Below are 21,446 nucleotides of genomic sequence, written 5' to 3'. Positions count from 1 at the left end.
CGCGGCCGCTCATGGCGGCGTGACGATGTGCAGCCGCGCCCAGTCGGAGGACGGCATCACGACCGGACGTCCGCCTTCGCCGATGGCGTCGATGATGTTGACCAGTTGGGGCTCGACGCCCATCTCGAGCAGGTACTTGCGATACTGCTCGCCAAAGATCGTCGTCAGGCTCTCGCGTTGTTCGGGCGCCACGTTGGGCGCGCGGCGATTGCGGATGGAACGGCCGGTCAGCACCACCGTCGCACCTTGCGGGAGGCTGCGATGCACGCCGCCGGCGAGCATGAGGACGCACGCGAAATCGCACGCCGGATCCGGCAAGGATACCTTGGCGTCGAGCGGTCCGCCCGGGCGCTTCAGCGCAAAACAATCCGCCTCCGGCCTGCCGGCGCAGACCTCGACCTCGGTCGCGCCGGCGGTGGCATCCAGGCCGCGGTCGCGCAGGATGCGGCCCATGCTGACTGCAACATTGAGGTTGGAGCCGCCCCAGCTATGGATGACGAGCGGCAGCTTGTGTCCCGCCTGGCGATCGAGAATCGCGATCAGCCGCTTGTAGCTGTCCCATTGCACCGTGCCCTCGGCGGCGATCCAGTCGGAGCAGCCCGGTCCGCAGGCCCCGGCGGGGCCATGGGCGACGTAGAAGATCATCGCATCCGGCGGCGAGCCGTACAGGCCGATCGGCGGGCGCTGTTGTGCCTGGGCGCCAGTCGCGGCGACAAGCGCCAGCACGCCGTTCACGATCATCGTGCGGATGAATGACATGCCCCTGCCAGCCGGCTCGTTTCCTCGCGCCGATCATCCATCTGGGCGAGGGAACGCGCAAGATCGACCCTGGCGGTTACACCGCGATATTGTCGATCAGCCGGGTCGTGCCGAGCTTGGCCGCCACCAGGATCCGCAACGGGCCGTCCTTGCGCGAGGTGACCGGCGCGAGCGTCTCGGCATGGCGGGCCTCGAAATAGTCGAGCGCGAAGCCGGCCGCCGTGATCGTCCCGGCGCCGCGCACCATCGCGGATGCGATCGCTTCGCCGGCACGGATGCGCCCGGCGCTGTCCTTCATGGCGCGGTAAAGCGTGGTCGCGGTCTGCCGCTCCTCCGGCGAGAGATAGACGTTGCGCGAGGACATCGCGAGCCCGTCGCGCTCGCGGACCGTGCGGGAGCCGGTCACCTTGACGCCGAGGTCGAGGTCGCGCGCCATCTGCGTCACCACCCGCAACTGCTGAAAGTCCTTCTCGCCGAAGATCGCGACGTCCGGCCGGCACTGCGTGAACAGCTTGCCGACGACGGTGGCGACGCCGCCGAAGAAGTGCGGCCTGAAGCGATCCTCGAGGCCGGCCAGCGCCGGCCCCTCCGGCACGATGCGGGTCGCAAAGCCTTCCGGATACATCGCCTCGGCGCCGGGGTGCCAGACGACGTCGACGTCCTCGGCGGCGAGCTTGGCGAGATCGGACTTCCAGGTGCGCGGATAGGCACCAAAGTCCTCGGTCGGGGCGAACTGGGTCGGGTTGACGAAGATCGACACCACGACGCGACTCGCGCGCCGCTTGGCGAGGCGCACCAGCGACACATGCCCGTCATGGAGGGCCCCCATGGTCGGGACCAGCGCGATCGTGGCCTTTCGCTTGCGAAGATTGTCGACGGCGCGTCGCAAGGCGGGGACCGTGCGGGCGATCAAGGGGCTTCGTGACATCAGGACTCGACAGGGTTGGGAATTGGAAGCGGGCGCGTCCCGGCGCCCGGCCGGCTAACCTTAACAAGCGCCGATCGTGGACGCCATGCATTCGGATGCGGCACAGCATCCCGCGCGAGGCCGCGCACGATGTCGCGACATGGCTGAATCACAAGCGAGAGATGGTGCCGTGATTCATTTCGAACACGGCGCGCTGCGATTTGCATTTACTGTCACGCATTTCACTTGACCGCAGACGCGGCCAACTCGAAGATATTCATCAGGGGTGTTGAGGATCGCTATGCTTGTGCAGGCTAGCCAAGGCCAATCCGGCTCGGCGCATGTCGTCGTGCTCGGCAACGAAAAAGGCGGCTCCGGCAAGTCGACCACCGCCCTGCACATCGCGGTCGCGCTGCTGAAGGCCGGCCAGCGCGTCGCCACTATCGACCTCGACTGCCGTCAGCAGAGCTTTACCCGCTACATCGGCAACCGTTCCGCCTGGGCGCGCCGCACCGGCCTCGGCCTCGAGCTGCCGGTGCATCGCTGCATCAAGCTCGGCGAGACCATGCAGATCGCCGAGAACGAGAATTCCGAGTTCCAGCAGTTCATGGAGGCGGTCTCGGCGGTCGAGAGCAATTTCGACTTCATCGTCATCGATACGCCCGGCACCGACAGCTATCTGATGCGCTTGGCGCACTCGATGGCGGACACGCTGGTCACGCCGATCAACGACAGCTTCCTCGATTTCGACGTGCTCGGCACCGTCGATCCCGCCAACTACGCAGTGACTGGCGAGAGCCACTATGCCGAGATGGTGCGGGATGTCAGGCGCAAGCGGCGCCAGCTCGACGGCTCCAGCACCGATTGGATCGTCGTGCGCAACCGCCTGTCGATGCTCGGCTCCCGCAACAAGCAGCTCGTCGCCGAGGGCCTCAAGGATTTGTCGCTGCGGCTCGGCTTCCGCTACGTCGACGGCTTTGCCGAGCGCGTCGTCTATCGCGAATTTTTTCCGCGCGGCCTGACCGCGCTCGACGAGATCGACGAGGCCACGCTCGGCATGCGGCCCAACCTTGGCCATCTCACCGCGCGGGAAGAGGTGACGGGCCTGCTCCGCCAGCTCAAGCTGCCGCTCGACGAACGTGGCCGCCGCCGTGCGGCAAATCGCGCCGAGTGGTTCAGCCAGGTCGACAAGCCGCTCGAGGTCCACGACATCCTCGGCGCCTGAGGCGGCGGTATATCGCTACTTCCAGCCGATTGAAGCTGCCGGTTCCCGCCGGAACTGAGTGCGGGCTTGGCCGTTTCACCCTGTGTTTACCGTGAAATTGAAGCCAATCGAGACCGGTTGCGTCGGATGGTAGCCTGCACCTGACGTAGCCGCCTGAGAACGGGATGCCCAAGAAACGCGTGCGCCGCACAATGAAAGGGCTGAAGGTTCACAATATTTAAGCTTCCTGTCACGCGGCTGTGACATATATTAGGGAATAGGCGACCAGGGGCCGAAGAGCCCCGGAAGAACACGATTTTCAACAGGGATTCAGGCCGCAAGAGCCTGAGGCTGAGGACGAAAATGAAGCGTGGAATTGCCGTTCTGGTTTCGGTTAGTGCCCTCTTCGGCGTCGCCTATGTCACGGCGAGCAAGTGGGCCATCAAGCACGAGACCGTCACCTTCTACGACGCCTCGCGCGACAACCGTCCCGTGCCTGTCGATATCGCGGTCCGCCGCGACAAGGAAATGCAGGCCAATGCCGGCATGATCACGCTGCCGGTTGCCGTGATCAATCACGGCAACACCGTCAAGAATACCGAGTACGGCTTCCTCGCCAACATCTTCGCGGCGCGCGGCTATATGGTCGTAAGCCCGCAGCATGATTTGCCGACCGATCCTCCCATGGTGACGAAGCCCGGTGAGCTCTATGTCGGCCGGCTGCCGCAGATCCTGCGCGGCGTTGCCAACATCCATCTCGCCATGCAGGAGATGAAGAAGGTTCAGCCCAACGCCGATTACGACAGGGTGACGATGGTCGGCCACTCCATGGGCGGCGACATCACGATGTATTTCGCCAAGCAGTATCCCGATGAGGTCAAGAAGGTCGTCACGCTCGACAATCTGCGCGTGCCCTTCGTCACTGCCGGCAAGTTCAAGATCCTGTCGTTCCGTTCGCAGGATCCGCAGTTCAAGACCGACGCGGGTGTCATCCCGACCGATGAGGAATGCGAGAAGGCCGGCATCCAGGTCGTGAAGACCGAATTCCAGCACAACGACATGCGCGACACCGGTCCGGATGCGGCGAAGAACTCGATCCAGAGCATGCTCGACAAGTTCCTGAGCGACGGCGACAGCGCCGTGGCGCCCGTCGATACGCGCTCGGCCCCGCCCAATATCCTGGAGCCCGGTCCGGTCGCTCTGATGGCGCCTGCCAAGAGCTGACACCGACACAGGCTGACACCGACACCGCTCCGATCGTCTGCACGACCTGCAAAGCCTCCGCCGGCATCCGCCCGCGGAGGCTTTGCACATTGACCGGGCCGCAGGCGCTATCCACATTAGGCGCTCACGCAAGAAGCGAGCAGGGATGTCCGGCGAACCCGTCAAACCGCGTGGCCGTGATGCCGTCTCGAGCCAAACCGGCGGCACGCTGCCTCAAGCCAGCACCGCGGAGGACATCGCCGCGTTCGTCGCCAAGGCGCGTGCGCTGTCGCCGCATGCCCCCGGCGCGAAGGGGCGGCTGATTTTCGCGCTGGATGCGACGATGAGCCGGCAGCCGACCTGGGACATGGCCTGCGCGCTCCAGGCAGACATGTTCCGCGAGGCCGCAGCGATCGGCAGCCTCGACATCCGGCTCGTCTACTATCGCGGCTTGAACGAGTGTCGCGCCACGGGCTGGATCTCCGACAGCGCGAAGCTCGCGACGTTGATGAGCAAGATCGACTGTCGCGGCGGCGACACCCAGATCGGCAAGGTGCTGAGCGACGTGCGGCGCGAGGCGGTCGCTTCGGGCGTGCGTGCGGTCGTCTTCGTCGGCGATGCCATGGAGGAGAAGGTCGACGAGCTCTGCGCCAAGGCCGGCGAGCTCGGCATGCTCAAGGTCCCCGTGTTCGTGTTTCAGGAAGGCGCCGACGCCGTGGCCGAGCAGGCCTTTCGCGAGATCGCGCGGCTGACCGGCGGGGCCTGGTGCCGGTTCGATCCCGGCGCGGCGGCGCAGCTTCGCGAGCTGCTGCGCGCGGCCGCGGCTTATGCCGCCGGTGGCCGCGAGGCGCTGTTGAAACTCGCCGAGAGCGCGAGCGGTGCGGCCAAGCTGATCGGGCAGATGAAGTAGCGGCCCGCGTCGGAGACGGACGCCATGCATTTTGCCGTGAGGGCGACTATATTCCGGCCATGACCCTGATCGCCGGCGCCGTCGCCGTTATCACGATTTATCTGCTGCTCCAGATGTTCCGCTCCGCCAATCCGGCGGTGCTGGCGCGCACCATCAAGTTCGGTGGCGGCGTGGTGGCGCTCGCGGTCGCAGCGTTCACTGGCCTGCGGGGCGAACTGGCGGTGGCGATCCCGCTCGGGATTTTCGGCGCCGGGCTCCTGGGCTGGACGCCCCTGGCGAATGCCGGCTTCGGCAATATCGGCGGGCTGTTCGGCGGTGGCGCAACGCGCCCGGCCGGACAGGCCTCGCGCGTACGATCGCAATTCCTGGACATGCGGCTTGACCACGATTCGGGGCAGCTCGCCGGCCAGATCGTCGCCGGTCCTCACGCCGGGCGCGATCTCCAGGAGTTCGATCTCGCTGGCCTGCTGGCGATGGCTCCGGCGTTCGACGCCGAGAGCGTGGCCCTACTTGAAAGCTATCTGGACCGCCGGTTTCCCGCTTGGCGTCAGAACGCGCAGGGCGATGCGGCAGGGCGGCAGCGCCGCACGGCGCCGAGCGGCAAAATGACGGCGGAGGAAGCCTATCAGATCCTTGGCCTGCAGCCGGGCGCGGGGCGCGACGACATCAGCCGGGCGCACAAGTCCCTGATGAAGAAACTCCATCCCGACCAGGGGGGCTCGACGTATCTCGCTGCCCGTGTGAACGAGGCCAAGGATACTCTGCTTCGCACGCATAACGGCTAACTCCGGCACTACGCTACAAACGCCCGTACCGCGTAAGCTCCGCTTGCTCTGTCTGCCGTCGCCCCGATGCCCGCCTTTGTCGGCGTGGTCGATCCCTTGAGTAAAGTTTTAACCGTAAATCCTTGACGAGAGGTTGTCGCGGAACTGGCATCGCCGCATCCCCCAAACAAAAATGCCCGCGCAAGGCGCGGGCATTTTGATTGGACCGGTGAGACAGATCAGTTGCGGACGGTGATGCAGGAGATGTCGGCGCGCTTCAGGGCGCGGCAGACGGCTTCGGCCTGGTCCCGCTCGAGCCCGGCGAAACGGGCCCGGTAAAGCTTGCGATTGTCCTTGGCGAGGACCGGCTCGGTGAACGGGTCGGCCTTGCTGAGCAGGCCGCGGGCCGAGCTGCGGGCGGCGTCGATGCGCTGCTGGGCTTCGTTCTCGCTCTCGAGTGCGCCGACCTGGACGATCCAGCCGCTATGGGTGACGACCGGCTTGGTGGTGGCGCTCATCTGGATCGGCTGCGGCGCCGGATCGGCCGAAGCGAGCTTCGCAGCAGCCGGAGTGGGCGCGGCGGCCGTTGCGGCCGGCAGCACGCCGAGGATGCCGTTGCCGGTGCCGAAGCCCGCCGGCTGACGGGGCATCTCGGTGCGGGCGAGCTCGGCCTTCGGCGCTTCCGGCTGGCTCGCCATCTCGGGCTTGTTGATGAGATCGGCGCGGGCGACGACGGCGCCGGAGGTCTCCGCGACGTCGGAGCGGGCCGCAATCGTGCTCGTGACCTGCGGTGCGACCTGAGCCGGCGCGGCGGAGGCGACCTTCACGGTGCCGGCCTTGACCTGAACGGTCTTCACCCGGACCGGCTTCATCGGCTCGGACGAGCCGGGGATGATGGAGAGCGGCTGGCTCGAGATCACGCCATTGGTGAGCGGCGCAGGCTCGATCCTGGATTCAGTCGGCCGAACCTCGGGCTTGCTGGTGTCCGGCCTGGCTTGAGCCGGCGGCATCGCGGCGGTCGCAGCCGCCAGCGCTGAGAGGCGCGAGGCGAGGCGCTGCGGGGCCGTTTCGGGGGCAGGGGCGGCCGCAGCCTGCTGGACCTGCGGAGCGGGGCGGGCCGCGGTCTCCGATGCATCGGCGACGTCGGTATTGGCATCTGCGCCGTTGCGCTCGGTGACAGCGACGACGGTGTGGGTGGTGGCGCCCTTCTCGAGGTTCTCCGCGAGCAGGTTGCGCATGGTGGCGTCGCGCGAGCCGCCGCTGCGGCCGCCGAGCACCACGCCGATCAGGTGGCGGTTGCCGCGGCGCATCGAGGTCACGAGGTTGAAGCCGGAGGCGCGGGTGTAGCCGGTCTTGATGCCGTCCACGCCCTCGACGCTGCCGAGCAGGTGGTTATGGTTGCGGATCGACTGTCCGCGCCAATTGAACGTCGAGGTCGCGAAATAGCGATAGTAGCGCGGGAAGCGCTCCTGGATGGCGCGGCCGAGCGTGGCCTGGTCGCGCGCGGTCGTGACCTGCTCGTCGTTGGGAAGGCCGTTGGCGTTGCGGTAGACCGTCTTGGACATGCCGAGCGAGCGCGCCTTGCGCGTCATCATCTGGGCGAAGTCGTCCTCGTCGCCGCCGATCGCTTCCGCGATCACGACGGCCGCATCGTTGGCGGAGCGGGTGACGAGGCCCTTGATCGCGTCCTCGACGCGGATGGTCTGGCCGGCACGGAGGTTCAGCTTGGTCGGATCCTGATCGGCGGCGTGCTGCGAGACCGGCATCTCGGTGTCGAGCTTCATCCTGCCGGACTCGAGGCGCTCGAACAGCAGATAGAGCGTCATGATCTTGGTGAGCGAGGCGGGGTGGCGGATTCCGTCCGGGCTCGTTGCCTGGAGCACGGAGCCGGAATTGCCGTCGACGATGATCGATGCGAATTTCGGGCTGGAGCTGTCGGACACATCGCGCTGCACCCGGTGGTGCGCGTAATTGCGCCGGTGACGCCGTGCCTCGGCAGCATCGGTGAAGATGACTACGGCGGTGACCGTAAGAAGCCCGAAAACGCCAACCCGCGCCAAGCGCGAGGAAGACAAGTTTTTACGAAGCATGAAACCCCGTCCCCGTTTCTGACTTGATCACCGGCCCGTGAGGCGAAATTGTGCCCACTCGACCCGGGATCATTACCTGCTCAGGCTGTCTCTCCGCTGGTGTTCGCTGCGGGAAACGTTGGGCCTGAGCCGCTGTTCTGGCTAAGGTGATGTTCTCGAACGGCTTTTGACCGTTCGCGGAAGCTGAACACGTCCAGGGAATCAGGGTAGGGGTCCGCGGTTTCCAAAAGCTTAAGGAACCATTGCGGGAAACCCCGGGAATCTCAGCGATTTGCATCTAATTTTGTGCGCCGCACAAGATTCTTGACTTTTTTGTGCGCTGCACTATTTTTGGGCGGAGTCAGGGAGCCGGGGCTTCCGGACCAAAGCCAGGGAAAAAGGATTCCGAAATGTTCAGGGTTGAAGACTTTCAGAGCTACGGGAAAGAGCAGTTCGAGCAGTGCGTTGCTTCCGCGACCTCGATGCAGCATGGCCTCCAGGCGATCGCCAGCGCGTATGGCGACTACACCAAGAAGTCGTTTGAAGACACCAAGTCCTTCGTCGAGAAGCTTTCCGGCGTGAAGTCGCTGGACAAGGCCGTGGAAGCGCAGACCGACTTCGCCCGTTCCAGCTACGAGACCTTCGTCGCGGAATCGCAGAAGATCGCCGGCCTTTACAGCGACCTCGCCAAGCAGGCGTTCAAGCCGGTCGAGACCATCGTTTCGAAGTTCACCCCGGCTGCCAACTAACTTCCTCTGGAACTCCTGGAATCGAAAAGCCCGGCTGGTTCAGCCGGGCTTTTTTGTTGTCGCGAGAGAGATCCGGTTCAGCGCGCCACGCGCAGCTTCGACAGCGACGTACCGACGTCAACCCCACACGGTCTGACTCGCCGACATCACCGGCAGAACGTGTCGATGCCGCTCACCTTGGCGTCGTCGCGCAGCTTCTTCCGCCGCGTGTCGATCTGCGAGGCATTGCTGTACCACCAGCGATTCTGCGCATCGAGAACGCCGGCGAGGAGCACGAGGCCACTGAGCTGATCGACCAGGTTCTTCGCGGCCGTCTGCATCGCCGACATCTTGCCGTCCTGGGCCATCGAGCCGGCGTTGTCGAGCAGCATGGCGACGCGCATGCGCACCAGGGGCCACGCGATTGAACGGCAGCTCGATTGGACCGTAGAAAACCGGAGGTATCCCGCGAAACCGCCGCTGCCGCTTAACGGCCGGATTCCTGGTGAAGATGTTCTAAACGGTGCCGGCCGAAACTTTTGTCAAATCGGTCCGGATTGACTAACCTTGGTCTGGATCGCCGGACCGGGAATCGGGACTGCCTCGACCATATTGGCCAGACCGTTGCACGCTTGCGGCGAGCCGGGGGCGGGCCCATATTCCCTACAATCGAGCCGGGCTTGACCGGACCGGTTGGAAGCGGTGATCCAACAAGGCGGCGCGCCCGTGCAAAGCTCTGAAGGGCGGGGCCGCGCGGCTGACCGTCACTCGCTTCCGTGGGGAATTTGAACGCCTGAGCCATGCCGCACCTGACTTTCAGACTAGACCTGTCCGCGCAAGCCGCTGCCCACGCTCCTCGTATGAGCAATGACGAGAACCGTTCGGGCGGACCGACGGGGCCGAATACGTCTGTCATCACCAAGGTCAAGCCGAAGACCAAGCGGCCGAACCTGTATCGTGTGCTGATCCTGAACGACGACTACACGCCGATGGAATTCGTCGTCCATGTGCTGGAGAAGTTCTTCCAGAAGGACATCGAGGCCGCGACCAAGATCATGCTGCATGTCCATCATCACGGCATCGGCGAGTGCGGCGTATTCACCTACGAGATCGCCGAGACCAAGGTGACGCAGGTGATGGACTTCGCCCGCAAGCACCAGCATCCGCTGCAATGCGTGATGGAAAAGAAATAACTGCGCGTTCACATCCAGAGTTATTTAGATCGGTTCTGGTCGCGCGGTATGTGACGACAGCACATCCTGCTGCGTGATCCCGCGAAAATCAGCGCCGTCAATCCTGCCCAAATGGGTAGTTCTGCCCAAATCGGAACGGGTTTTGCATCGAGCATGCCGTGGGCGCGTAATGCCCATTTGAGTCGCGGAACCGGTCTTTCGCCGCGGTCTTGTATAACTATATGTGACAAAGGTTGTTGTTGCCTGACCGGGCGATGGCGATCATGATGGTGGGGGCCATAGAGGACGCGAATGCCGACTTTTTCCCAAAGCCTTGAACAATCCCTGCATCGTGCGCTGGCGATCGCAAACGAGCGTCATCACCAATACGCGACGCTCGAGCATCTCTTGCTCTCCCTGATCGACGACTCCGATGCAGCCGCCGTCATGCGCGCCTGTAGCGTCGATCTCGACAAGCTCCGCACGAGCCTCGTCAATTACCTTGAAACCGAATTCGAGAATCTGGTGACGGATGGCGCCGACGACGCCAAGCCGACCGCCGGTTTCCAGCGCGTGATCCAGCGCGCGGTGATCCATGTGCAGTCGTCCGGTCGCGAAGAGGTGACCGGCGCCAACGTGCTGATCGCGATCTTCGCCGAGCGCGAGAGCCATGCCGCGTACTTCCTGCAGGAGCAGGACATGACGCGCTATGACGCCGTCAACTACATCAGCCACGGCATCGCCAAGCGGCCGGGCGTCTCCGAGGCGCGGCCGGTGCGCGGCGTCGACGAAGAGACCGAGGCAAAGGGTACCGAGGACGCCAAGAAGAAGGGCGAAGCGCTCGATACCTATTGCGTCAACCTCAACAAGAAGGCGCGCGACGGCAAGATCGATCCGGTGATCGGACGCAATTCCGAGATCAACCGCGCGATCCAGGTGCTGTGCCGCCGGCAGAAGAACAATCCGCTGTTCGTGGGCGAGGCCGGTGTCGGCAAGACCGCGATCGCGGAGGGCCTCGCCAAGCGCATCGTCGACAGCGAGGTGCCGGAGGTTCTTGCGGCTGCGACCGTGTTCTCGCTCGACATGGGCACGCTGCTTGCGGGCACGCGCTATCGCGGCGACTTCGAGGAGCGCCTGAAGCAGGTGCTGAAGGAGCTCGAAGCGCATCCCAACGCCATCCTGTTCATCGACGAGATCCACACCGTGATCGGTGCGGGCGCGACGTCGGGCGGGGCGATGGATGCGTCGAACCTGCTCAAGCCGGCGCTTGCCTCGGGCACGATCCGCTGCATGGGCTCGACCACCTACAAGGAATACCGCCAGCACTTCGAGAAGGACCGCGCGCTGGTGCGGCGCTTCCAGAAGATCGACATCAACGAGCCGACGGTCGAGGACGCGATCGCGATCCTCAAGGGTCTCAAGCCTTACTTCGAGGACTACCATCGGCTGAAGTACACCAATGAGGCGATCGAGGCCGCGGTGCAGCTCTCCTCGCGCTACATCCACGACCGCAAGCTGCCCGACAAGGCGATCGACGTGATCGACGAGTCAGGCGCGGCGCAGATGCTGGTGGCCGAGAACAAGCGCAAGAAGACCATCGGCATCAAGGAGATCGAGACCACGATCGCGTCGATGGCGCGGATCCCGCCGAAGAGCGTGTCGAAGGACGATGCCGAGGTGCTCAAGCATCTCGAGCAGACCCTGAAGCGCACCGTGTTCGGCCAGGACAAGGCGATCGAGTCGCTCGCCGCTTCGATCAAGCTGGCGCGTGCCGGCCTGCGCGAGCCGGAGAAGCCGATCGGCTGCTATTTGTTCTCGGGTCCGACCGGCGTCGGCAAGACCGAAGTCGCGAAGCAGCTGGCGGCGTCGCTCGGCGTCGAGCTGTTGCGCTTCGACATGTCCGAATACATGGAGCGGCACACGGTGTCGCGCCTGATCGGCGCACCTCCCGGCTATGTCGGCTTCGACCAGGGCGGCCTGCTCACCGACGGCGTCGACCAGCATCCGCATTGCGTCGTTCTGCTCGACGAAATCGAGAAGGCGCATCCCGACCTCTACAACGTGCTGCTCCAGATCATGGATCACGGCCGGCTCACCGACCACAACGGCAAGCAGGTCAACTTCCGCAACGTGATCCTGATCATGACCACGAATGCGGGTGCTTCGGATCTCGCCAAGCAGGCGTTCGGCTTCACCCGCTCGAAGCGAGAAGGCGACGACCACGAGGCGATCAACCGGCAGTTCGCGCCGGAATTCCGCAACCGTCTCGATGCCATCGTCTCGTTCGGCCATCTCAGCGTCGAGGTGATCGGCACGGTCGTGGAGAAGTTCGTGCTTCAGCTCGAGGCTCAGCTCGGCGATCGCGACGTCACGATCGAACTGTCCGAGCCCGCCAAGACCTGGCTGGTCCAGCATGGTTACGACGAGCAGATGGGCGCACGGCCCATGGCCCGCGTCATCCAGGAGCACATCAAGAAGCCGCTGGCTGACGAGGTGCTGTTCGGCAAGCTCAAGGGTGGCGGCCACGTCCGCGTCGTCCTGGTCAAGGACGAGGCCGACGAGACCAAGGACAAGATCGGGTTCGAGTTCCTCGACGGTCCGATCACGCCGAAGCAGGAGAAGCTGCCCGGCGCCCGCAAGCGTCCGCCGGGCAAGTCCAAGCCGGGCGGTGGTGGCTCCGGCGGCTCGAAGGGGCCGACCTCGAAGGGCCCGCTGGTCAAGGCTTGATTGCGAGCGATATGAATTGAAAAGGCCGGCTGAAAAGCCGGCCTTTTTGTTTGCGTGGCAGTTGCGGGGCGCTACGTGCCGGTGTCAGGCGCAGGCGCCGCCGGCGGCCGCGGCTTCCTCGGCGCGGGTGGCCGTGCGCGGGCAGGGGCTGACGGCTGCATGGTCACGATGACAGGATTCGGCTTGTGATCGGTTGCCGCCCCGGTGGCAGCATCGACGCCCATGCCGACGACACCGCCGAGCAAAAGATTTCCCGCGAAGCCGGCGGCCCCGGAGGTCGGTATGTCCCGGCTGAGCGGCACGATCTGCGGTTCGTAGCCTTCCTTCTGGAAGGTGATCGAAATGTCGGCGTTCCGCTTGACGACCACGGAGCACGGCGTCGTGCAGGTGGTCGGAACTTCCATTCCGCTGACGATGGCTTCTACGCCCGATGGTGTCGATGAGATGCTGATGTTTTCGGTCGTACCACGCGTGACAGACGCGCAGCCGCCCAGCATGACGCTGAGCGCCACAATTCCAAATGAACGCATGAAATGCCCCTTATTCCTTATTCCCCGCGTCAATGAAGCGCAACCGGAGCGGAGGGCAATACGTCATTGGTCCAGATAGTTAAGCCACGCACAAGTTGCGCGCGAGAGCAGCAGAACCTGGACGTGAGCTATTCGCCGCGCAGGCGCTGGTCGTCCTGTACCCGGACGTGCTCGGCACCGCGCGCGCCCGCGGGAGAGAGCCGCAGCATGCTCAGCACTGCACCGCACAGCGCAAATCCGACGCCGACAAGGAGCGCGATCCTGGTTCCCTCGGTCGGATAGCGGCCGAGCAGCAGCGCCACCAGCGCCGCGCCGGTGGTCTGGCCGAGCAGACGCGCCGTGCCCAGCATACCGCTGGCGCCGCCGGCGCGCTCGCGCGGGGCGGCCGCGATCATGGTGCGGTTGTTGGGGGTCTGGAACAGGCCGAAGCCGGCCCCCGCCAGCGCCATCCGCCAGATCACGTCGAGCGGCGTCGGGCTTGCAGGCAGGAAGGCGAGTGCGCCGAGGCCGCAGGCAAACAGCGTGAGCCCGATGCCGCCGAGCAGGCCGGCCGGATAATGCTCGACCAGGCGGCCGGCGAGCGGGGCTGCGAACGCCACCGCGATCGGCCATGGCGTGATCAGGAGCCCCATATGCACGGCGGAATAGCCGAAGCGGCTCTGGAGGTAGAAGGGGATCGCGACGAAGGCCAGCATCTGTCCGCAGAACGAGGCGATCGAAGTGGCGATCGACAGTGCGAACACCGGGATGCGCAACAGGTCGACCGGCAGCAGCGGCGAGGTCATGTGGGTTTCGCGGTAGATCAGCAGCGCGCCCGCGACGATGGCGATGGCGAATTGAACGAGACAGGTGATGGCGGCCTCGCCATGCCCGACGCTGTCGACGGCCGCGATGCCGACGCCGAAGGTGATCGCGGATAGCCCTGCGCTCTGCCAGTCGAAGGAATGGCCGGCGGGTTTTGTGTGCGGTAGGCTGCGCAGGCCGAGCACCAGCGTCACCGCACCCAGCGGGACGTTGATGGCGAACAGCCAGGGCCAGGTTCCGATCGCCAGGATGCCCGCGGCGAGCGTCGGGCCGACCGCGGCCGAGAAGGCGACGACGAGCGCGTTGATCCCGATGCCGCGGCCGAGCTGGCTGCGCGGGTAAGTGAAACGCACCAGCGCCGCGTTGACGCTCATGATGCCGGCCGCGCCAAAACCCTGGATGATGCGCGCGATCGTCAGCAGCGGCAGCGTATGCGCCAGCGCGCAGAACGCGGATGCGAGCGTGAACAGTACGAGCCCGGCCAGATAGACGCGGCGATAGCCGACGATCTCGCCGAGCGACGCCAGCGGCAGCAGCGAGATCGTGATCGCGAGCTGGTAGCCATTGACGATCCAGATTGAGAAGGCCGGGCTCGCATCAAGGTCGGCTGCGATCGTCGGCAGCGCCACGTTGGCGATGGCGCTGTCGACGACCGCCATGATGATGCCGAGCGCAATCGTCAGCACCGCCTGGTTGCGCTGCGGCTGCGGCAGGCCGTCGGCATGCTCGATCGGGGCAGACGACATGATGGAGGCGCGCCTGATTGGAGCCGTGATTCATCCCCGGATTAGGAAATTGCAGGATGGATCGCAACCCGGCAGGACCCGGACGGTTCCTGTGCCGGAAGCCGGCCTTCCGGCACAGGAAAACGGGTCGGGACCGCTTTCGCGAGAGCTCGGGGAGCCGAGCGGTCGGGCAGTTGGCTGTCTCTACACCGCCGGCGGATTGCGGTCGGTGAAGGTGGTGCGCTGGTGCCAGTAGGGATAGGGCAAGGTCACCTTGCTCGCGGCATCGAGCTTTGCGATCTGGTCCTGGGTCAATGTCCAGCCGACCGCGCCGAGATTTTCGCGCAGCTGCGTCTCGTTGCGCGCGCCGATGATCAGCGTCGAGACCGTCGGACGCTGGAGCAGCCAGTTCAGCGCGATCTGCGAGACGGTCTTGCCCGTCTCCTTGGCGACCTCGTCGATCGCCTCGACGACGCGATAGACGTGCTCATCGGGCACGGGCGGGCCGAAATCGGCGGTCTTGGGCAGGCGACTGACCTCGGGCTTCGGTTGACCCCGTCGGATTTTTCCGGTGAGGCGTCCCCATCCGAGCGGTGACCAGACGACAGCGCCGAGCCCTTGGTCGAGACCGAGCGGCATCAGCTCCCATTCGTAGTCGCGCCCGATCAGGGAATAGTAGGTCTGGTTGGCGACGTAGCGTGGGAAGCCATGCTTGTCGGCAACCGAGAGCGACTTCATCAGGTGCCAGCCCGAAAAGTTGGAGACGCCGACATAGCGGATCTTGCCGGCGCGCACGAGCACGTCGAGAGTCGCAAGCACCTCTTCAGGCGGGGTGAACGCGTCGAAGCCGTGAAGCTGGAACAGGTCGATGTAATCGGTGCCGAGCCGGCTCAGAGAACCGTCGATGGCCGCGAGCAGATGCTGCCGCGACGAGCCGATGTCGTTGGGCCCATCGCCGAAGCGGAAGGTGGCCTTGGTCGAGATCAGAACCTTGTCGCGGCGGCCCTTGATGGCCTCGCCGAGGACGCGCTCGGATTCGCCGAGCGAATAGACGTTGGCGGTGTCGAACATCGACACCCCGGCATCGAGGCAGATATCCAGAAGGCGCCGCGCCTCGGCCGCGTCCGTCGTACCCCACGCAGCAAGGCGGCCGACGCCGCCGAAGGTGCCTGTTCCCAGGCTCAAAGCGGGCACCATGAGGCCGGATCGGCCCAAGCGTCGGTATTCCATTGATATGCTCCTCGGCTGGCCGCTGGTTGATCGATGCGGCCTTGGGGTGCGATGGTAATGCAAGCGCGGGCCGCGTCCTATCACGTGCTCACATACCGGCCTTGCTCGGGAATGGCCTAGTCGTGCAGACGCATGTCATCGAATGCTGCATCGGCAAGGCGCGCGCCTGGCGTCTTCACCGATGACTGAACCTCGATCCTGGTTGCGGGCGAGGGGAAGCAGGCGGCTTCGCCGTCACGCGCCTGCGGCAGCAGCGTCAGGCCCCAGCCCACCAGGGACCAGCACCGCGAGCCTGATCGCGATCACACCCAGCAACAGCTCCGATCCGCTTATGGTGGCGTGAGTCCTCATGCACGCCAGCCTGATGCGCGCAGCCGGACAAGGCAATCTGGAATTGACGAGCCTTGCCTTCGCCTGCAGCGAAGGCTCGAGGTGATGGCTGGCTGGATCTCAGTGCCGTAACTGGCTCTGCCTGAAGTCGCGTGGCGACATTCCGAAATGCTCGCGGAAAACGCGGCCGAAATGCGAGAGATCGTTGAAGCCCCAGGCGAATGCGATCTCGCTGACGTGGCGATGGGCCAGCACGGGCGAGGCGAGGTCACGCCGGCATTGGGCCAGACGCTCGGCAAGCACATGGCGCTGGAACGAGGTATCCTCGTCGGCGAGGAGATCGTTCACATAGCGCGGCGAGATGCCGAGTGCAGCCGCGGCCTCCGACAGCGAGAGGTCGGGATCCGCCAAATGAGCGCGGATGTGGGCCTTCAAGCGATAGAGCAGGGCGGAGCGATGGGTGGAGGACGGCAGCGATGTCTTGCCGAGCCGTTCGCTCAGCGCCATCGCGAGCAGATCGACGGCCTGCTCCGACAACGCCGCAGCGTTGTCCGGGGCAAGTCGGTCCGCGCTCTGGCAAAGCCTGAAGATGAAATCATAGGCGAGCCGTTCGAGCGGCACATCGGCGCCGAACGACATCGCGGTGAGTGTCTCGGTGGCGCCGAGCCGGCGCTGCAACATCTCGCGCGGCACCTTGAAGATGGTCTGCGTGAAGGCGTGGTTGAACTTCAGCTCATAGGGACGCGTCGTGTCGTAGAGCGCGAACTCGCCGGGATGGATCACGGTCTCGCGGCCGTCCTGCACCACGCCTCCGTCGCCGCGATTGCCGAGCGCAACCAGGACAAAATCCTGATCCGAACGCGCGATGCGGGACGGCGTCCGGAACACGTGCTGGCGGTCGGAGCAGACCTCGGAGCACACGGCCTTGCCGAGCGGGGCCTGCGTGACCGAGCCGCGAAAGGCGCTGCCGAGGTCGGACTTGCAGTCGAGCCCGACGAAGACGTCGCAGACGATGTCCTGCCAGAGCGCCAGCCGCCGGTAGCCGGGGCTGCCGTCCGTCGTGAACTGGATTGGCATCTGGACAGCCTCCCTTTCACATCCTGAAAACCGCATGTTGGCGCAGATCCAGCCAGACCGCAGATCCAGCCAGACCGAAGGCAAGTCCCGTACCCGTCGGCGATCCCGGCCAGTCGAGTTTTTGTTCCACCGCGGTCGAGCGCCCGGCCGGGTGGCTTGGCCAAATAGACTGCATCGGACGTGGCTTCCGATCAACCGGCAATGGAGGTGGCAATGGGCATCGAACATCCGAAATACAAGGTCGCGGTTGTGCAGGCGGCGCCCGCCTGGCTGGATCTCGACGCGTCGATCGACAAGTCGATCGCGCTGATCAGGGACGCCGCCGAGAAGGGCGCCAAGCTGATCGCCTTTCCCGAGGCCTTCATCCCCGGCTACCCCTGGCATATCTGGATGGACTCGCCTGCCTGGGCGATCGGCCGCGGCTTCGTGCAGCGCTACTTCGACAACTCGCTGTCCTATGATAGTCCGCAGGCCGAGCGGCTGCGCGACGCCGTACGTAAGGCAAAGCTCACCGCTGTGCTCGGCCTGTCCGAGCGCGACGGCGGCAGCCTTTATCTCGCGCAATGGCTGATCGGGCCGGACGGCGAGACCATCGCAAAGCGCCGCAAGCTGCGGCCGACCCATGCCGAGCGCACGGTCTATGGCGAGGGTGACGGCAGCGATCTCGCCGTCCACGCGAGACCAGACATCGGCCGCATCGGCGCATTGTGCTGCTGGGAGCATCTCCAGCCACTGTCGAAATACGCGATGTACGCCCAGAATGAGCAGGTGCATGTCGCGGCCTGGCCGAGCTTCTCGCTCTACGATCCCTTTGCGCCGGCGCTCGGCGCCGAGGTCAACAATGCCGCCTCGCGCGTCTATGCGGTGGAGGGCTCCTGCTTCGTGCTCGCGCCTTGCGCGACGGTCTCGCAGGCCATGATCGATGAGCTCTGCGACCGGCCGGACAAGAATGCGTTGCTGCATGTGGGCGGCGGATTCGCCGCGATCTACGGTCCCGACGGCAGCCAGATCGGCGACAAGCTGGCGCCGGACCAGGAAGGGCTGCTGATTGCCGAGATCGATCTCGGCGCCATCGGTATTGCCAAGAACGCTGCCGATCCCGCCGGACATTATTCGCGGCCCGACGTGACGCGGCTCCTGCTCAACAAGAAGCGATACCAGCGCGTCGAGCAGTTCGCGCTGCCGGTCGACACCATTGAGCCCACGGACATCGCGGCGGCGGCGAGCTGATCGCCGGGATCAAGGGGAGGGTACGATCATGGAATCCGCAATTCCTCTGCATCTCGAGACCCAGCGCACGCGCCACAAGCGCGTGCCGGACGACTACCAGCCGCCATATCCATCGTTCGTGGCGCGCTACAAGCCCGCCGTGAGCCGCGTCGTGATGGCCTATTTCGGTGTGCAGTATCGCGGCGCCGCGCCGGCGGCTGCGACGGCGGCACTCGCCGAGATCGCGGCGCGATTTGCTGCCGAGGGCCGGCCTTCGCATTGGGACCGCGCCCGCTACGTCGACCGCGCCGGTTATGAGACCGTCGTGTCGGTCGCCTATTGGGACGACGTCGCGCGCTTCGACGCATGGTTCGCGCCGGCACGCGAGGCGTGGACTGTGAAGGCGCGCGAGGGCATCGGCACCTTCATCGAGGTGCTGCGTCCCACAGTCGCCCGGCACGAGACGCTGTTCTCCTCGCTGGACCGGCCCGAGGGCGTGGCCGCAATCGCCGACGGCATGAGCGGCGAGGTGCAGGAGCACGCCTATTGGGGCGGCATGCGCGATCGCATTCCGCTGTCGCAGACCGATCCGATGACGCCGGGCGGCGCGCCGGAATTGATCCGCGACGGCGCGCGGCTGCGCGTGAAGGCGCACGACAATCTCTGCCTGATCCGCTCCGGGCAGGACTGGAGCGATACGGAGGCGTCGGAGCGCAAGCTCTATCTCGACGATGTCGAGCCGGTGCTACGCGAGGGCATGGATTTCCTGCGCGACGACGGGCTAGCCATCGGCTGCTACGCCAACCGCTACATGCAGGTGCTCTCCGCCGACGGCAGCGTGAGCGAAAAGTCTTACGGCCAGAGCTGGTGGAAGAGCCTCGCCGCACTTGAGCGCTGGGCGGAGTCGCATCCGACCCACGTCAAGATATTCGGCGCGGCGATGAAATACCTGTCGACGCTCGGGCCGTCGGCAAAGCTACGGCTCTATCACGAGGTCACGGTGGCCGCCGCGGACGAGCAGTTCTTCGAATATCTGAACTGCCATTCGAAGACCGGCATGCTGGCGGCGGTCGAGACCGTCAGCGCCTAGTACCCGGAATCAGAGCTGAGTGATACGGCGGCCTTTGAAACGGCGTTGACGGACCTTTTTCTTGGTCCAGACGAAGGGCTCGGCTCTGTCGTTGTATGCGTTGACGTAGGCATCGATGTGTTCCTGAAGCTGCTTGAGGCTCGTGAAGGAGGTGCCGCTGAGCGACTGCCCCTGCAAGATGGAAAACCATACTTCGACCTGATTGAGCCATGACGCACTTGTCGGCGTGAAATGAAATTGCACGTTGGGGTGGGCCTTGAGCCAGTCCTCGTTCTTTTTATGGGTGTTGAGGTTGTCGAGGATGACGTGAAGCTTGCGGTTCGGAAAAGCCGCGGTGACGCTGTTCATGAAATCGAGAAACTCGACGCGGCGCCGGCGTTTTGAATGGGTCGCGATGATCTTTCCGGTGGCGACTTCGAGCGCCGCAAACAATGTTGTGGTGCCATGCCGCTTGTAATCGTGGCTTTGGCCGGTCAAGGCGCGGCCATTGGGCAACTTCAGATAACCCTGCGCTCGCTCCAAAGCCTGGATCGAGGGCTTCTCGTCCACGCACAGCACAATGGCCTTCGCCGGCGGCGCGACATAGAGGCCGACAACATCGGCGGCTTTGGCCGTAAAGTTCGGGTCGTTGCTCTCGCACCAGGACTTGCGAGCCACCAGGTCAATCTTGTGGCTGCGCAGGAACCGCCAGACATATTGGACATCGACATCGCCCAGCGCCTCGGCCAGCAGGGGGCCGGTCCAGCGCGCAAACCCTTGCGGTGGCGGCTTATCCAGCAGCTTCAGAATCCGCTTGTCGGTCGTCTTCGTATAGATCGGCTGCTTGCCAGGCCGCGGCTTGTCTTGCAGCCCTTCAAGGCCATGGTCGGCATAGCGATGCCGCCAAAGGCTGACAATCCGCGGCTGGACCCCAACTTCCTTGGCGATCGACCGGGTGCTGCGCCCATCCGCCGCCAACAGAACTATCCGCGCCCGCTTCAAATCGCGCTGCAACGTCACCGGTGAGCGACAGCACGCCTCAAGCACCTTGCGATCTTTCCTCGAAAGGTGGACTTCTCTTGCTTCGGGTATCATCCCGACCTTGAATCACGACTCACGTTCCAAGAAAAGTGGGTACTAGGCTGCGCAGTGACTGAGCAGTTCGGGATGCGCGGCGCAGATGTGATGCGCGCCGGCATCCCGCAGCTCGGCCTCGCTGCCATAGCCATAGAGCACGCCGATCGCGGTCATGCCGTTGGTGCGGGCCCCGATCACGTCGTGGCTGCGGTCGCCGATCATGATCGCGCTGCCGGGATCGACCTTCGTTTCGTCGAGCGCGTAGCGCAGCAGGTCGCGCTTGTCGACACGCGTGCCGTCGAGCTCGGAGCCGAACATGCGCTCGAAATACGGTTTCAGGCCGAAATGATCGACGATGCGGATGGCGTAGACCGCGGGCTTGCTGGTGGCGACGAACATGCGCTGGCTGGTTGCGGCGATCGTCGTCAGCGTGTCGATGATGCCGGCATAGGCCTCGTTCTCGAACAGGCCGATATCGGCAAATCGCTCGCGATAAAGCAGTAGCGCACGGTCGGCGAGCTCGTCGCTTCCGGTGAGCTTCTTCAGGCTGGCGTGCAGGGGCGGTCCGATGCACCAGGTCAGCTCGTCCTCGCTCGGCACGGCAAGTTCGAGCCGCTCCAGCGCGTATTGGATTGAGCGGGTGATCCCGGGCTTCGGGTTGGTCAGCGTGCCGTCGAGATCGAAGAAGATTGTAGCCATGCCAGTCGTGCCCGTGTTGATACCGCCGTTGTTTGACCTAAACGACGCGGCTGCTCAAGGCAACGCCGCCGCGTCGATGTCGCGTGCCGTTTTTAAGCTCGCTATTGGCAGGGCATAAGCGTAGGGTCCTGCGATCACCGCCCTTCCCATGGCATCCATCGGTGACTGAGGGTCACTAGCGCTCCCGCCGAACGAGGAGGAGCGCGCATGCCTCGCTTTAATCTGGCCGACTGGATCGTGCCGCCGGTGATCG

General features: G+C 64.9%; 20 protein-coding genes. 9 read left to right on the top strand and 11 right to left on the bottom strand.

Annotated features, from left to right (window positions below; translation table 11 throughout):
* Positions 1–9: 9 nt before the first annotated feature.
* A complete protein-coding gene (locus J4G43_RS31110; RefSeq protein WP_208087313.1) occupies positions 10–759 on the bottom strand; it encodes a hypothetical protein in 750 nt (249 codons plus the stop codon).
* A gap of 76 nt (positions 760–835) precedes the next feature.
* A complete protein-coding gene (panC, locus tag J4G43_RS31105) occupies positions 836–1,687 on the bottom strand; it encodes a pantoate--beta-alanine ligase (protein WP_208087312.1) in 852 nt (283 codons plus the stop codon).
* Positions 1,688–1,967: 280 nt separating this feature from the next.
* On the opposite strand from panC, the gene J4G43_RS31100 reads away from it, so the two are divergent.
* The 4 genes from J4G43_RS31100 to J4G43_RS31085 all read left to right on the top strand — a co-directional run bounded on the left by J4G43_RS31100 (position 1,968) and on the right by J4G43_RS31085 (position 5,768).
* Positions 1,968–2,891 (top strand): division plane positioning ATPase MipZ, encoded by a 924-nt coding sequence (locus J4G43_RS31100; RefSeq protein WP_063982760.1) that lies wholly within the window; start codon positions 1,968–1,970, stop codon positions 2,889–2,891.
* A 342-nt stretch (positions 2,892–3,233) separates the two neighbouring features.
* Complete coding sequence (locus tag J4G43_RS31095) at positions 3,234–4,094, top strand: alpha/beta fold hydrolase (protein ID WP_071913021.1); 861 nt, start codon at positions 3,234–3,236, stop codon at positions 4,092–4,094.
* 145 nt (positions 4,095–4,239) lie between these two features.
* Positions 4,240–4,983: a vWA domain-containing protein gene (locus J4G43_RS31090; RefSeq protein ID WP_208087311.1), complete on the top strand. Its 744-nt coding sequence runs from the start codon at positions 4,240–4,242 to the stop codon at positions 4,981–4,983.
* A gap of 59 nt (positions 4,984–5,042) precedes the next feature.
* Entirely contained in the window at positions 5,043–5,768 is a 726-nt protein-coding gene (locus tag J4G43_RS31085) for a DnaJ domain-containing protein (RefSeq protein ID WP_208087310.1), read from the top strand.
* 218 nt (positions 5,769–5,986) lie between these two features.
* Here J4G43_RS31085 and J4G43_RS31080 read toward each other — a convergent pair whose 3' ends face one another.
* A complete protein-coding gene (locus J4G43_RS31080; protein ID WP_208087309.1) occupies positions 5,987–7,837 on the bottom strand; it encodes a D-alanyl-D-alanine carboxypeptidase in 1,851 nt (616 codons plus the stop codon).
* 389 nt (positions 7,838–8,226) lie between these two features.
* Between J4G43_RS31080 and J4G43_RS31075 the strand changes: the two genes are divergently transcribed.
* Positions 8,227–8,565, top strand: coding sequence for a phasin family protein (locus J4G43_RS31075; RefSeq protein ID WP_208087308.1), 339 nt, complete (start codon positions 8,227–8,229; stop codon positions 8,563–8,565).
* 146 nt (positions 8,566–8,711) lie between these two features.
* On the opposite strand, the gene J4G43_RS31070 is transcribed toward J4G43_RS31075, so the two are convergent.
* Positions 8,712–8,954 (bottom strand): hypothetical protein, encoded by a 243-nt coding sequence (locus J4G43_RS31070; protein ID WP_208087307.1) that lies wholly within the window; start codon positions 8,952–8,954, stop codon positions 8,712–8,714.
* Positions 8,955–9,404: 450 nt separating this feature from the next.
* Between J4G43_RS31070 and clpS the strand changes: the two genes are divergently transcribed.
* Both clpS and clpA read left to right on the top strand, forming a co-directional pair.
* Entirely contained in the window at positions 9,405–9,737 is a 333-nt protein-coding gene (gene clpS, locus J4G43_RS31065; protein ID WP_014494655.1) for an ATP-dependent Clp protease adapter ClpS, read from the top strand.
* A 291-nt stretch (positions 9,738–10,028) separates the two neighbouring features.
* Positions 10,029–12,443 (top strand): ATP-dependent Clp protease ATP-binding subunit ClpA, encoded by a 2,415-nt coding sequence (clpA, locus tag J4G43_RS31060; protein ID WP_208087306.1) that lies wholly within the window; start codon positions 10,029–10,031, stop codon positions 12,441–12,443.
* Between the two features lie 71 nt (positions 12,444–12,514).
* Here the strand turns inward: clpA and J4G43_RS31055 are convergent, their stop codons facing one another.
* The 5 genes from J4G43_RS31055 to J4G43_RS31035 form a co-directional block, all read right to left on the bottom strand.
* Positions 12,515–12,973, bottom strand: coding sequence for a PEGA domain-containing protein (locus tag J4G43_RS31055; protein WP_208087305.1), 459 nt, complete (start codon positions 12,971–12,973; stop codon positions 12,515–12,517).
* A 128-nt stretch (positions 12,974–13,101) separates the two neighbouring features.
* Positions 13,102–14,523 carry an MFS transporter gene (locus J4G43_RS31050; protein WP_208087304.1) on the bottom strand — a complete coding sequence of 474 codons (1,422 nt, stop codon included), beginning with the start codon at positions 14,521–14,523 and terminating at the stop codon, positions 13,102–13,104.
* Positions 14,524–14,706: 183 nt separating this feature from the next.
* Positions 14,707–15,732 (bottom strand): aldo/keto reductase, encoded by a 1,026-nt coding sequence (locus J4G43_RS31045; protein WP_208087303.1) that lies wholly within the window; start codon positions 15,730–15,732, stop codon positions 14,707–14,709.
* Positions 15,733–15,848: 116 nt separating this feature from the next.
* On the bottom strand, positions 15,849–16,004 hold the full coding sequence (locus J4G43_RS31040; protein ID WP_225005220.1) for a hypothetical protein: 156 nt from the start codon (positions 16,002–16,004) through the stop codon (positions 15,849–15,851).
* Between the two features lie 178 nt (positions 16,005–16,182).
* Positions 16,183–17,139 (bottom strand): AraC-like ligand-binding domain-containing protein, encoded by a 957-nt coding sequence (locus J4G43_RS31035; RefSeq protein WP_135216955.1) that lies wholly within the window; start codon positions 17,137–17,139, stop codon positions 16,183–16,185.
* Between the two features lie 213 nt (positions 17,140–17,352).
* Here J4G43_RS31035 and J4G43_RS31030 point away from each other — a divergent pair, with 213 nt between their 5' ends.
* On the top strand, positions 17,353–18,369 hold the full coding sequence (locus tag J4G43_RS31030; protein ID WP_208087302.1) for a carbon-nitrogen hydrolase family protein: 1,017 nt from the start codon (positions 17,353–17,355) through the stop codon (positions 18,367–18,369).
* A 28-nt stretch (positions 18,370–18,397) separates the two neighbouring features.
* The gene (locus tag J4G43_RS31025) at positions 18,398–19,438 is read left to right on the top strand and encodes a phenylacetaldoxime dehydratase family protein (protein WP_208087301.1); all 1,041 of its coding nucleotides are present in this window, start codon (positions 18,398–18,400) and stop codon (positions 19,436–19,438) included.
* Positions 19,439–19,447: 9 nt separating this feature from the next.
* Here J4G43_RS31025 and J4G43_RS31020 read toward each other — a convergent pair whose 3' ends face one another.
* On the bottom strand, positions 19,448–20,512 hold the full coding sequence (locus J4G43_RS31020; protein ID WP_026192128.1) for an IS630-like element ISRj1 family transposase: 1,065 nt from the start codon (positions 20,510–20,512) through the stop codon (positions 19,448–19,450).
* Between the two features lie 42 nt (positions 20,513–20,554).
* On the bottom strand, positions 20,555–21,193 hold the full coding sequence (locus J4G43_RS31015) for an HAD family hydrolase (protein WP_208087300.1): 639 nt from the start codon (positions 21,191–21,193) through the stop codon (positions 20,555–20,557).
* Between the last annotated feature and the right edge of the window lie 253 nt (positions 21,194–21,446).

Source organism: Bradyrhizobium barranii subsp. barranii (genome assembly GCF_017565645.3).
GTDB lineage: Bacteria > Pseudomonadota > Alphaproteobacteria > Rhizobiales > Xanthobacteraceae > Bradyrhizobium > Bradyrhizobium barranii.
The sequence above is the reverse complement of the archived record's forward strand: the minus strand, read 5'-3'. Positions and strand labels throughout refer to the sequence as shown.

Excerpts from the sequence above, each read along its gene's own strand:
- J4G43_RS31110 (WP_208087313.1), bottom strand. The coding sequence starts at position 759 with ATGTCATTCATCCGCACGATGATCGTGAACGGCGTGCTGGCGCTTGTC.
- panC (WP_208087312.1), bottom strand. The coding sequence starts at position 1,687 with ATGTCACGAAGCCCCTTGATCGCCCGCACGGTCCCCGCCTTGCGACGC.
- J4G43_RS31100 (WP_063982760.1), top strand. The coding sequence starts at position 1,968 with ATGCTTGTGCAGGCTAGCCAAGGCCAATCCGGCTCGGCGCATGTCGTC.
- J4G43_RS31095 (WP_071913021.1), top strand. The coding sequence starts at position 3,234 with ATGAAGCGTGGAATTGCCGTTCTGGTTTCGGTTAGTGCCCTCTTCGGC.
- J4G43_RS31090 (WP_208087311.1), top strand. The coding sequence starts at position 4,240 with ATGTCCGGCGAACCCGTCAAACCGCGTGGCCGTGATGCCGTCTCGAGC.
- J4G43_RS31085 (WP_208087310.1), top strand. The coding sequence starts at position 5,043 with ATGACCCTGATCGCCGGCGCCGTCGCCGTTATCACGATTTATCTGCTG.
- J4G43_RS31080 (WP_208087309.1), bottom strand. The coding sequence starts at position 7,837 with ATGCTTCGTAAAAACTTGTCTTCCTCGCGCTTGGCGCGGGTTGGCGTT.
- J4G43_RS31075 (WP_208087308.1), top strand. The coding sequence starts at position 8,227 with ATGTTCAGGGTTGAAGACTTTCAGAGCTACGGGAAAGAGCAGTTCGAG.
- clpS (WP_014494655.1), top strand. The coding sequence starts at position 9,405 with ATGAGCAATGACGAGAACCGTTCGGGCGGACCGACGGGGCCGAATACG.
- clpA (WP_208087306.1), top strand. The coding sequence starts at position 10,029 with ATGCCGACTTTTTCCCAAAGCCTTGAACAATCCCTGCATCGTGCGCTG.
- J4G43_RS31055 (WP_208087305.1), bottom strand. The coding sequence starts at position 12,973 with ATGCGTTCATTTGGAATTGTGGCGCTCAGCGTCATGCTGGGCGGCTGC.
- J4G43_RS31050 (WP_208087304.1), bottom strand. The coding sequence starts at position 14,523 with ATGTCGTCTGCCCCGATCGAGCATGCCGACGGCCTGCCGCAGCCGCAG.
- J4G43_RS31045 (WP_208087303.1), bottom strand. The coding sequence starts at position 15,732 with ATGGAATACCGACGCTTGGGCCGATCCGGCCTCATGGTGCCCGCTTTG.
- J4G43_RS31035 (WP_135216955.1), bottom strand. The coding sequence starts at position 17,139 with ATGCCAATCCAGTTCACGACGGACGGCAGCCCCGGCTACCGGCGGCTG.
- J4G43_RS31030 (WP_208087302.1), top strand. The coding sequence starts at position 17,353 with ATGGGCATCGAACATCCGAAATACAAGGTCGCGGTTGTGCAGGCGGCG.
- J4G43_RS31025 (WP_208087301.1), top strand. The coding sequence starts at position 18,398 with ATGGAATCCGCAATTCCTCTGCATCTCGAGACCCAGCGCACGCGCCAC.
- J4G43_RS31020 (WP_026192128.1), bottom strand. The coding sequence starts at position 20,512 with ATGATACCCGAAGCAAGAGAAGTCCACCTTTCGAGGAAAGATCGCAAG.
- J4G43_RS31015 (WP_208087300.1), bottom strand. The coding sequence starts at position 21,193 with ATGGCTACAATCTTCTTCGATCTCGACGGCACGCTGACCAACCCGAAG.